The 13189-nt window shown below is 62.3% G+C and carries 3 protein-coding genes and 1 pseudogene; all 4 read left to right on the top strand.

Annotated elements, in window-relative coordinates:
* Positions 1-15: 15 nt before the first annotated feature.
* The 4 genes and pseudogenes from MKAN_RS16695 to MKAN_RS16680 all read left to right on the top strand — a co-directional run bounded on the left by MKAN_RS16695 (position 16) and on the right by MKAN_RS16680 (position 13138).
* Positions 16-653, top strand: a pseudogene (locus tag MKAN_RS16695) (GAP family protein).
* Positions 654-790: 137 nt separating this feature from the next.
* Positions 791-1969 (top strand): FAD-binding oxidoreductase, encoded by a 1179-nt coding sequence (locus MKAN_RS16690; RefSeq protein WP_023370075.1) that lies wholly within the window; start codon positions 791-793, stop codon positions 1967-1969.
* A gap of 90 nt (positions 1970-2059) precedes the next feature.
* Entirely contained in the window at positions 2060-2950 is an 891-nt protein-coding gene (locus MKAN_RS16685) for an aldose 1-epimerase (RefSeq protein WP_023370073.1), read from the top strand.
* 168 nt (positions 2951-3118) lie between these two features.
* The gene (locus tag MKAN_RS16680) at positions 3119-13138 is read left to right on the top strand and encodes a PPE family protein (protein ID WP_023370071.1); all 10020 of its coding nucleotides are present in this window, start codon (positions 3119-3121) and stop codon (positions 13136-13138) included.
* Positions 13139-13189: the final 51 nt, after the last annotated feature.

Below are 13189 nucleotides of genomic sequence, written 5' to 3'. Positions count from 1 at the left end.
TCCTAAACGGTTGAAGTGGCGCCGCTTGCCCTGGTGGTCACGGTTTCGCCGCTATCGATCATCCCGGGAGTGCTCGTCTTGCACACGCATCATCCGCGGGAGAGCGGTCTGGCCTATCTCACCGGCCGGCTGGTGGGGCTGGCGGGGCTGACCGCACTTTCCATCAGCATCTCCAACCTGTTGGGCGGTCTGCGTGAGACGCCCCCCGCATGGGCGTCCTGGCTGCGGATCGTCCTGGGCATAGCGCTGATCGGTTCGGCGTCATACGCTGGCTGACCCGCCGCGGTCACGACCACATACCGGCCTGGATGCGAACGCTCACCTCGGTCACACCCGGGCGGGCGGCGCCGACCGCAGCGGCACTGACGGTGCTCAATCCCAGGGTGTTATTCATCTGCGCGGCAGCCGGATTGGCAATCGGCACCGTCGCACTGGGTAACAGCGGGACGATGATATCGGCCGCGCTCTTCGTAGCTGTCGCCGGCGCGTCGGTCGCGCTTCCGGTGTTGGCCTATACCGTCGCCGGTGAGCGCCTCGACGCTCCGCTGGAGCGACTGAAGAATTGGATGGAAAAGCACAACACCGCACTAGTGGCGGCCATCCTGCTGGTGATCGGGTTAGCGTTGCTGCACAAGGGAATTCACGCTCTGTAAGGCGTGGCGAGTTGCGCTCGCCGCTGGCTTTCCCGGATCGGGGCGGTGTTGCCCGCAGTAGCCGGGAGTCACGTTAGATGTTCGAGGATGTGCGAGATCGCTGAGCACCACGTCCGGCGGGCCTAGAATCGGGGTCCGTGGGCCTCGAGGACCGAGATGCTTTGCGGGTGCTGCGCGACGCGTTCGCCCCCGCGGAGGGCCGCAACGACCTCGTCCGCCGGTTCTACACCAACTGGTTTGCCCTCGACGCTTCGGTGCGCGACCTGTTCCCTCCCGAAATGGACAGTCAACGAGCAGCTTTCGCGCATGCGCTGCACTGGGTGTATGGCGAGCTCGTCGAGCAGCGCGCCGAAGAACCGGTGGCCTTCCTGGCCCAACTCGGTCGGGACCACCGCAAATACGGCGTGCTGCCAACCCAGTACGACACCTTGCGCCGCGCGCTGTATCAGACGCTACGTGGCTACCTGGGCCAGGAAAGCCGGCGAGCGTGGACCGACACCGTCGAGCGGGCCGCCGACCAGTCGCTGAAGCTGATCACCGGGGTGATGAGCGGCGCCGCTGACGCCGAGCAGGGGCCCGCGTGGTGGAACGGAACGGTGGTCGAACATGCCCGGGTGTCGCGTGACCTCGCGGTCGTCCGCCTGCGTCTAGACCAGCCGCTGGACTACCACCCCGGCCAATACGTCAACGTCCATGTCCCGCAGTGCCCCCGCCGCTGGCGATACCTCAGCCCCGCCATCCCCGCCGACCCCGACGGCCGGATCGAGTTTCACGTCCGCGTGGTGCCCGGCGGCCTGGTGAGCAACGCCATCGTCAACGAGACCCGGCCCGGTGACCGGTGGCGATTGTCCAGCCCGCACGGCGGCTTTCACGTGGACCGCGACGGCGGCGACGTGCTCATGGTCGCCGGTAGCACCGGCCTGGCGCCGCTGCGGGCACTGATCCTGGACCTCAGCCGGTTTGCGGACAACCCGCGAGTCCACCTGTTTTTCGGAGCTCGCTATTCCTGCGAGCTCTACGACCTGCCCATGCTGTGGCAGATTGCCGCACACAATCCGTGGCTCTCCGTCTCGCCGGTCTCGGAGTACCCCCGCGACCCGTCCTGGGCCGCCGACTACCCCGACGTATCGCCGCCGCGCGGCCTGCATGTGCGTCAGACCGGGCGGTTGGCCGAGATGGTCACCAAGTACGGCGGTTGGGGCGACCGGCAGATCCTGATCTGCGGGGGCCCGAACATGGTGCGCGCGACCAAGGCCGCTCTCATCGCCAAAGGCGCACCGCCGGAACGCATTCAGCACGACCCGCTGTCGCAGTAGGGTGGCGCCGGGCCGCACCGCACCGCGGTACCGGCCGCGCCGCCACCCAGAGCCGCCGATCAGGCCGGAACGGCCAACTAGGCTGATGGGGTGCACGTCGTCACCCTGCGCGACCCGTCCTCATCGGTGGTGGCGCAATTCGTGCCCGAGGCCGGGATGATCGGCAGCGCGCTGACCGACGGCGGGGTGCAACTGCTCGGTCAGCGAAGAGGTCTGGACGCCTACATCACCGCGGGAAAGACGATGGGGATACCGATTCTGTATCCGTGGGCGAATCGGCTGGGCGCCAATACCTATACGGCCGAAGACGCGACGGTGACGCTGACTGCCGGGGCTAACGGAGTTCGCGCCGACCCGGCCGGGCTGCCGATCCACGGTGTCCTGGCCGCATATCCCGGCTGGCGGCTGACGGCCGAATCGGCGAACGAACTGACCGCCGAGCTGGACTTCGGCGCCGACCCGACATTGCTGGCCAGCTTCCCGTATCCGCATGTGCTTGCCATGTCCGTGCGGCTCGCGGAGCGCACGTTGACGGTACGCACCACCGTCACCGCGACCGGGGACCGAGCGGTGCCGCTGTGCTTCGGCTTCCACCCGTACCTGCACATCCCGGACGTCGCCCGCGGCGAGTGGACCATCGAGACGGCGAGGCTGCGCCGTCTGTATCTCGACGGGCGCGGACTGCCCACCGGCGAGACGGCCGAGCAGCCGGCGATGTCACGGCGATTGCGTGACGAGAGCCTGGACGACGGCTACGACCAGGTCGACGACGGGTCGGTCTTCGCGGTCTCCGGCGGCGGCCGCCGCCTGCAGGTGTGTTTCGAACGCGGCTACCCGGCGGCGCAAATCTTCGCGCCCCCTGGTGAGGACGTGGTGTGCTTCGAGCCGATGGCTGCGCCGACGGATGCGTTGCGCCGCGGCGGTTATCGGGTGGCCCGCCCGGGTGAACCGGCGATCGCCCAGTTTTCGATCCGCGTGTGAGCCGGCGCCGCTCACCCGCGCAAGCTCTGAATTTTTTTCTCCCAAACAAATACGGTCCGGCCGCGCACTTTCGAATAATCGTTACGCTAGGAGACTCACGGACCCGAGGGATGCGACGGGATTGTCTGCCTCTGTGACGGCGACCGACGGTTCCAGCCAGGAGAGCTGATGAATTTCGCGGTCTTGCCCCCGGAGATCAACTCGGCACGTATGTACCTCGGCGCGGGGCTGGGGCCGATGCTCAATGCGGCGGTGGCCTGGGACGGTCTGGCTGCAGAGCTGGGTTCGGCCGCGACGTCGTTTTCCTCGGTGACCTCGGGGCTGGCAGGTTCCTTCTGGCAGGGCCCTGCCTCAACAGCGATGGCTGATGCGGCCGTCCCCTATCTGGGCTGGTTGAATGCGGCGGCAAGCCAGGCTGAGCAGGCGGCGCTGCGGGCACGGTTGACCGCGGCCGCGTTCGAGGCGGCGCTGGCGGCCACGGTGCATCCGGCGATCATTTCGGCCAACCGCACTCAGCTTGTGTCACTGGTGTTTTCGAACCTGCTCGGGCAAAACGCGACCGCGATCGCCGACGCTGAAATTCAGTACGAACAGATGTGGGCCCGGGACGTGGCCGCGATGTTGGACTACCACGCCCGGGCGTCGGCGGCCTTGTCGACGCTGACGCCCTTCCCGCCGACGCTGGCGCGCCTGGTTAACCCAGCCACCGTCAATGCCGCCGCGGCGGCCGCCCAGGACATTGTGGTTCCCTTTCGCAACGTCGGCTTGGCCAACGTTGGCCGGGGCAACGTCGGCAACGCCAATATCGGCGATTTCAACTTCGGGTCGGGAAATACCGGCAGCAGCAATATCGGCAGCGGCAATATCGGCACCAACAACATTGGCTTCGGAAATTCTGGTCCGATGTTGACAGCGGCGCTTCGCAACATCGGCTTCGGAAATACAGGAAACGGCAACATCGGTATCGGCAATACCGGTGACAATAATATCGGTTTCGGCAACACCGGCACCGGGAACCGCGGAATCGGGCTCAACGGGGACAACCGCTGGGGTTTCGGTGGTATGAACTCGGGCACCGGCAACGTCGGCTTCTTCAACTCGGGCACCGGTAACGTGGGGATCGGGAATTCGGGCAGCGGCAACTGGGGCATCGGGAACTCGGGTAACGGCTACAACACGGGTATCGGAAATTCCGGCGACGTCAACACCGGCTTCTTCAACTCGGGTGTCGTCAATACGGGTATCGCCAACTCCGGCGGCAATAACAGCGGCAGCTGGAACTCGGGCAGCTTCAACACGGGCGCCTTCAACGTCGGCGACTACAACACGGGTTGGCTGAACTACGGCAACTACAACACCGGCATCGCCAACGCGGGCAACGTTGATACCGGGGCCTTCATCTCGGGCAGCTACAGCAACGGCCTCTTCTGGCGGGGCGATTACCAGGGCGGCGGCCCCGGTATCGGCAACACGACGAGCATCCCGTCGTCGGGCTTTTTCAATTCCGGCACCGGCGCCGCATCCGGATTCTTCAACTCCGGCGCCAACAATTCAGGCTTCGTCAACTCCTCGACCGGAAGCCAAGGCAACACCGGAATCGGCAACTACGGAGCCCTGCTGTCGGGGCTGGTGAATACGGGCAACACGATGTCGGGCCTCTTCAACGCGAGCACGCTGAGCCTCGGCACGGCGGCGCTTGTCTCGGGTGCCGTCAACACCGGCAACCACATGTCGGGTTTCTTCGGTGGGCCCTCGAATGTCAATGTCGGCTTCGCCAACAGCGGCCGGCTGAATTTCGGCGACGCCAACATCGGCAGCTTCAATTTCGGCAGCGGGAATGTCGGCAGCGCGAACTTCGGCAGCGGAAATGTCGGCGACACGAACCTGGGCAGTGGGAATTTCGGCTTTTTCAACGCCGGCTTCGGGAACCTGGGCAGCTACAATATTGGCTCGGCAAATCTGGGCAGCTACAATATCGGTCCCGCGAACTTCGGTGAATTCAACATTGGCCTCTGGAACGCCGGCGACAGCAACCACGGATTTGCGAACACCGGCAACAACAATGTCGGCTTCGGCAATACCGGCAGCAACAATGTCGGTGTCGGCCTCACCGGCACCGGCCAGGTCGGGTTCGGCGCCCTGAACTCCGGCGCCAACAACATCGGCCTGTTCAACTCCGGCACCAATAACATCGGCCTGTTCAACTCCGGCACCGGCAACGTCGGCGTCGGCAACTCGGGCACCGGCGACTGGGGAATCGGCAACCCGGGCACCGGCAATACCGGTATCGGCAATACGGGTAGCTACAACACCGGCCTGTTCAACGCCGGCATCATCAACACCGGCTTCGCTAATACGGGCGACTACAACACCGGCGCCGCCAACCGGGGCAGCTTCAACACCGGTTGGTATAACCCCGGCGGCTACAACACCGGATGGTCCAACCCGGGCGACTACAACACGGGCGTGTTCAACACCGGAAACGTCAACACCGGCGCGGTCAACTCCGGCGATTTCAATAATGGCTTCTTCATCAGTGCCGACAACCAGGGCCAGATCGCCCTCAACCTGAATATCACCACTCCGACCGTACCCATCGATTTCGAGATTCGAATCCCAATCTACAAGATATATGACCTCGGCGGGCAGGAATATACCATTCCCGGCTTTTATTACCCCAAGACGGCTTTTGGAAACTTCTACCTCGGCCCGATGACCATTCCGACGTCCTCGATCTCCGCTCCTCATGTGACCCTCACTACCGGCAGCCAAACGACTGCGATCGAGATATCTATCCACGGCGCCCTCGAGGGACGGACTATTCCCATCATCAATATCGCCGCGGCACCGGGTTTTGGGAATTCGACGAGTGGTCCGTCGTCGGGGTTTTTCAATAGTGGGTCGGGTAGTTCGTCGGGGTTCGGTAATTTCGGGGCCAACAATTCGGGGTGGCAGAATTTCTCGACGGGGGTGTTGGGGAATTCGGGGTGGCGCAACGTCGGTGCGTTGCAGTCGGGGGTGGCCAATCTGGGCAACACCATCTCGGGTTGGTACAACACCAGCACCGTCGATCTGGCCGGTGTGGCCCAGGTTTCCGGGGTGGCCAACATCGGCACCGATCTGTCCGGGGTGTTGCACAGCGCGTCGGGCACGCTGTTCAACGCCGGGTTGGGCAATGTGGGTCAGCTCAATGTGGGCTGGGGCAACCTGGGCAGTTTCAACATCGGCAGCGGCAATGTCGGCGACTACAACCTGGGCAGCGCCAACGTCGGCGAGCACAACCTGGGCAGCGCCAATATCGGCAGCGCCAACATCGGGTTCGCCAATACCGGCACCGCGGTGGTCTCGGGGCTCGACAACATCGGGATCGCCAACACCGGCAGCCACAATCTGGGCTGGGCCAACATCGGGGTGGGCAATATCGGCTTGGCCAATACCGGCACCGGCAATATCGGTATCGGGCTCAGCGGGGATCATCAGGTCGGGTTCGGGGCATGGAATTCCGGCACCGACAACATCGGTTTGTTCAACTCCGGCAGCAACAACGTCGGCTTTTTCAATTCCGGCACCGCCAACTTCGGCATCGGAAACTCCGGTAGCTACAACACCGGCATCGCCAACACCGGCACCACCAACACCGGATGGTTCAACTCCGGGGCACTCAACACCGGCGTGGCCAACGCCGGAAGCTACAACAGCGGCTGGTACAACACCGGCGCCACCAACACCGGCATCGCCAACCCCGGCGCCCACAACACCGGCTGGTTCAACACCGGCACCTACAGCACCGGCATCGCCAACGCCGGCACCCTCGACACCGGCGCCTTCATCACCGGCGACATGGACAACGGCCTACTGTGGCGCGGCAACTCCCAAGGCCTCTACGGCGGCAATTACACAATCCATGTTCCCCAAATACCCGTCAATGTGAACGGGACGCTCTTCATCGATATCCCCATTACCACGGTCTTTGACGGCAACACCGTCTATAGCGGCATGACCATCAGTGATATTCCCTTCGGATTCACCAACCACATAGGTCCCATCCCCGCGCTGGTAGGAACAATCAATGCCCTGTACATCCCGCAAGTCACGCTGGCCAGTCCCACGCCCGCGCCGCATGGGACCATCGGATCGCCGAGCACTCTACCGATCATCGGGTACGGCACTATCGGTCCCTTCGATATCACCATTTTCAATTTCGGCATGGCGCCTGGCTACGGCAATTCGACCAGCCTGCCCTCGTCGGGATTCTTCAACAGCGGCATCGGCAGCTCATCGGGCTTCTTCAATGTCGGCGCGAACAATTCGGGCTGGCAGAACGTTTCGTTCGGAGGCCTCGGAAACTCGGGGATCAAGAACTGGGGTTCGGCGCTGTCGGGCCTGGCGAACCTGGGCAACACCATGTCGGGCTGGCTCAACACCGGCACGGTGGACCTGTCCACCCCGGCCAACGTTTCCGGATTCCAAAACGTCGGCGTCAACCTGGCGGGCTTTTTCCGCGATTACGTCACGGATGCAACGGACTTCAATCTCGGCCTCGGTAATGTCGGCAATTGGAACGTAGGTTTCGGCAATATCGGCGACTACAACCTCGGTTCGGGCAACAACGGCAGTTTGAACGTCGGTAGCGGAAATATCGGGCTCTATAACCTTGGTCCCGGCAACGTGGGTAATTACAACGTCGGGTCCGCCAACCTGGGCAGCTACAACGTCGGCCTTGGGAACTTCGGCGCGAACAACTTCGGTCTCGGGAACTTCGGCGACTTCAACACCGGTTTCGGAAACGCCGGCGACGCTAATATCGGCATCGGCAACTCCGGCACCGGCAATATCGGCATCGGGCTCACCGGCACGGGCCAGGTCGGGTTCGGTGCGCTGAATTCGGGCAGCGGCAACAGCGGCTTGTTCAACTCGGGCACCAACAACATCGGCCTGTTCAACTCGGGCACCGGAAACGTCGGCATCGCCAACTCCGGCACCGGCAACTGGGGCATCGGCAACTCCGGCCATATCAACACCGGTTTGCTCAACGCCGGTGACATCAACACCGGCCTCATCAACGCCGGCAATGTCAACACCGGCATCTTTAACGCCGGCGGTTACAACTCCGGAAGTTTCAACGCCGGCAGTTTCAACACGCTTGGATTCAACGCCGGCAACTACAACACCGGCTACCTGAACACCGGCGACTACAACACCGGTTTGGCGAATTCAGGCGATGTCGACACCGGTGCTTTCAACCTGGGCAGCTACTCCAACGGCGTCTTATGGCGCGGCGACTACCAGGGCCTGGTGGCCATCGACTACGAGATCGTCATCCCCGACACCGCCATCCCGGCCTATCTGGACCTTCAGGTGCCGGCCAATCTCCCGTTCAGCGCCACACTCGGCACCTTGGTTCTGGACAGCTTCACGCTTCCGAAATACACCGCCGACGTCAAAATACTCGGTTTCCTGAAATTCGAGGCCGTCAGTGTCGGGCCGATCACCATTCCCAACATTTACATTGACCTGCCGTCGATTGCCGGAACCCTCGGCTCCCCGAGTTCTGTTCTGCAGCTCAGCGGGCCCGGCTCCATCGGGCCCATCAGGATCCCGATCGTCCACATCCCGGCCGCTCCGGGCTTCGGGAACTCGACCACCGTGCCGTCGTCAGGTTTCTTCAACACGGGCAACGGCAGCTCATCGGGCATCGGCAATGTCGGCGCGAACCTTTCGGGTTTCTGGAACGCCGCCTCCGGCGGCTCGGGCATCTCCGGCTACAAGAACCTGGGCGATCTGACATCGGGCGTGTCCAACTTCGGCAATACCATTTCAGGCTTCCTGAACACCGCCACGGCAAGTCTCGCAACGCCTGCCGACGTTTCCGGAATCGGAAACACCGGCAGCCACATTTCCGGCCTCTTCAATGGTTTATCGAACATCAACATCGGCTTTGCCAACCACGGCGATGTGAACGTCGGCAGCGGAAACGACGGCAGCTACAACCTGGGTAGCGGCAACGTCGGCAGTGACAACGTCGGCTTCGGAAACTTCGGTGACGGCAATATCGGCTCGGGAAACTGGGGCAGCGGCAACGTCGGTCCGGGTAACTGGGGCAGTCACAACACCGGACTGGGGAACTTGGGCGCCAACAACGCCGGCCTTGGAAATCTGGGTGACTTCAACGTCGGTTTCGGCAACGCCGGCAACGCCAATATCGGCCTCGGGAACACCGGCAGCAACAACATCGGCATCGGGCTCACCGGCAACGGCCAAGTCGGATTCGGCGCGCTGAACTCAGGTAGCGGCAACAGCGGCTTGTTCAACTCGGGCAGCAACAACGTCGGCTTGTTCAACTCGGGCACCGGAAACGTCGGCATCGGAAACTCGGGCACGGGTAACTTCGGCATCGGCAACGCGGGCACCGCAAACACCGGTATCGGCAACCCGGGAATCGGCAACTGGGGCTACGGCAATCCGGGCAACTACAACACCGGCATCGCCAATACCGGCAGCGTCAACACCGGCTTCTTCAACACCGGCGACGTCAACAGCGGAACCGCCAACCCGGGCGACTACAACAGCGGCTCCTACAACACCGGCAACACCAACACCGGCGTCGGCAACACCGGCGATTACAACACCGGATGGTTCAACAGCGGTGACTACAACACCGGCGTACTCAATTCGGGCAACGTCAACACCGGCGTTCTCATCGCCGGCAACTACAACAACGGCTTCCTGTGGCGTGATGATTACCAGGGTTTGATCGCGATCGAGGCCGGTATCTACATTCCCGAATTCCCGTTGCTGAATCTGGATATGGGCCTGCCGGTGAATATTCCGCTTGATCTCGGCATGTCGAACCTCAACATCCAGGGTTTCACTATTCCGGAGTTCAAGGCGAGCGTCTTAAACTCGGACTATCTCAGCGTCGACATCGGGCCCATCGTCATCCCCACCATTACCGGCGTCCTGCCCCAGCTGACCGCCCAAGTCGGCTCGCCGACGACAACGGTAGGCGCCATTCTCACCAGCGGCGTGGGTCCCATCGACATCAAATTCATCGACATTCCCGCCCGACCGGGTTTTGGGAATTCGACGAGTGGTCCGTCGTCGGGGTTTTTCAATAGTGGGTCGGGTAGTTCGTCGGGGTTCGGTAATTTCGGGGCCAACAATTCGGGGTGGCAGAATTTCTCGACGGGGGTGTTGGGGAATTCGGGGTGGCGCAACGTCGGTGCGTTGCAGTCGGGGGTGGCCAATCTGGGCAACACCATCTCGGGTTGGTACAACACCAGCACCGTCGATCTGGCCAGTGTGGCCCAGGTTTCCGGGGTGGCCAACATCGGCACCGATCTGTCCGGGGTGTTGCACAGCGCGTCGGGCACGCTGTTCAACGCCGGGTTGGGCAACGTGGGTCAGCTCAATGTGGGCTGGGGCAACCTGGGCAGTTTCAACATCGGCAGCGGCAATGTCGGCGACTACAACCTGGGCAGCGCCAACGTCGGCGAGCACAACCTGGGCAGCGCCAATATCGGCAGCGCCAACATCGGGTTCGCCAATACCGGCACCGCGGTGGTCTCGGGGCTCGACAATATCGGGATCGCCAACACCGGCAGCCACAATCTGGGCTGGGCCAACATCGGGTTGGGCAATATCGGCTTGGCCAATACCGGCACCGGCAATATCGGTATCGGGCTCAGCGGGGATCATCAGGTCGGGTTCGGGGCATGGAATTCCGGCACCGACAACATCGGTTTGTTCAACTCCGGCAGCAACAACGTCGGCTTTTTCAATTCCGGCACCGCCAACTTCGGCATCGGAAACTCCGGTAGCTACAACACCGGCATCGCCAACACCGGCACCACCAACACCGGATGGTTCAACTCCGGGGCACTCAACACCGGCGTGGCCAACGCCGGAAGCTACAACAGCGGCTGGTACAACACCGGCGCCACCAACACCGGCATCGCCAACCCCGGCGCCCACAACACCGGCTGGTTCAACACCGGCACCTACAGCACCGGCATCGCCAACGCCGGCACCCTCGACACCGGCGCCTTCATCACCGGCGACATGGACAACGGCCTACTGTGGCGCGGCAACTCCCAAGGCCTCTACGGGCTCAACTACACCATCACGGTTTCCGAAATCACCGGGTACTTCGACTTCTCCGTGTTCGGCGATATCCCCCTAAACGCCACCATCACCCCGGCCAACATCGACGCCTTCACTATTCCGACGATTCCCTTCAGCGGACTCAACGACCATCTCGGCGGCAAAGTAGAGGGCACGGTTGGACCCATCTCGATATCAGCCATCTCCTTCAGCATCGCCAGCCCCGCGGTGGATCTACGTTTCGGCAGCTCCGACGGTTCGCCGGTGGTGGACATCGGCGGCAACGGCAGCGTCGGCCCCATCTACCTTCCGCTCATCGATATCCCGGCCAGCCCTGGGTATTTCAACTCCACCGTGCTGCCGTCGTCGGGTCTCTTCAACGCCGGCACGGGTAGCTCTTCGGGCTTCTTCAATGTCGGTACGAACAATTCGGGCTGGCAGAACATGTCGTTCGGAAGCCTCGGAAACTCGGGGATCAAGAACTGGGGTTCGGCGCTATCGGGCCTGGCGAACCTGGGCAACACCATGTCGGGCTGGCTCAATACCAGTTCGCTGGACCTGTCCAGCCCGGCCAACGTTTCCGGATTCCAAAACGTCGGCACCGACCTGGCGGGATTGTTCCGCGACGGAACGAGCACGGTGTTCAATGTCGGGCTGGCCAACCACGGCATCATGAATTTCGGCAGCGCCAACATCGGCAACGACAACATCGGCAACGGAAATGTCGGCAGCTTCAACTTCGGCAGCGGCAACATCGGGGACCACAACATCGGCAGCGGCAACCTCGGCGGCGCCAATGTCGGCAGCGGTAACCTCGGCAGCGGCAACATCGGGTTTGGGAACGTCGGTAGCTCGTTGACGGCGGGGTTGAACAACATCGGGATGGGCAACACCGGAAGCCACAACTTCGGCTGGGGGAACACCGGAGACGGCAATATCGGCTTCGGTAACAGTGGCAACGGAAATATCGGTTTTGGGCTCACCGGCGACAACCAACGCGGCTTTGGCAGCCTCAACTCCGGCAGCGGCAATATCGGGTTGTTCAATTCCGGAACCAACAATATCGGCATCGGCAACTCGGGCACCGGAAACTGGGGCATCGGCAACTCCGGCAGCTACAACACCGGCATCGGCAATACCGGCAGCACCAACACCGGATGGTTCAACTCCGGCATCGCCAACACCGGGATCGCCAATTCCGGCAACTACGACACCGGCTTCTACAACGCGGGCGAAACGAACACGGGCAGCTTTAACAGCGCAGACCACAACTCGGGTGGCTTCAACTCGGGCAGGTACAACACGGGCTACTTCAACGGCGGCGACTACAACACCGGCATCGGCAACACCGGTGACGTCAACACCGGCGCCTTCAACTCAGGCAACTACAACAACGGCTTCCTCTGGAGAGGCGATTACCAGGGCCTGGTTCAACTCTCCTACAAAGTCACCATTCCCGAATTCCCGTACCACGGCGATGTGCATGGGCTCGTCGAACTGCCAATCCAGGGCACCATCAATGAAATGACCCAGGACGCGTTCACCATTTCAAAAATCCGGATTAAAGTCGTTTTGCATCAATGGCCCGGCATAAATATCACCGTCTATGACGGTGATATCGGCCCCTGGACCATTCCTGAGCATGTGCTTTCCACCCCGATTCATCTCGATGACATCGTTCGCACAACCTTCGAAAAGTCCGGCGGTGGCACGGCGGGCCCGTACACCTTCGGTTTTGACTTCGTCCAGGGACCGGGATTCTTCAATTCAACGACGACTCCGTCGTCAGGCTTCTTCAACTACGGCAGTGGCACGTCGTCCGGGTTCTTCAACTCCGGCGACGGTCTATCGGGAATCATCAACACCGGCACCAACCATTCGGGCATCTGGAACGCCGGCGGACTGGAAGACTCGGGCTTCTTCAACTACGGCGCGCTGGCGTCGGGCCTGTTGAACAGGGGCAACACCATCTCGGGCATATTCAATACCAGCACCGTAGATCTCGCGACGCAGGCATTTGTATCCGGCGTCGCAAACATCGGCACCCAGGTGTCCGGCTTCTTCCGCAACGTCAGGCTGCCGTAACCGAACAGATCCGAACCCGACCAACCGAACACCGCCAGTTCGGCCCGCAGC

Origin of the sequence: Mycobacterium kansasii ATCC 12478, from assembly GCF_000157895.3 — a bacterium.
GTDB lineage: Bacteria > Actinomycetota > Actinomycetes > Mycobacteriales > Mycobacteriaceae > Mycobacterium > Mycobacterium kansasii.
Note: the sequence above shows the minus strand (reverse complement) of the source record. Positions and strands in the feature narration are given on the sequence as shown.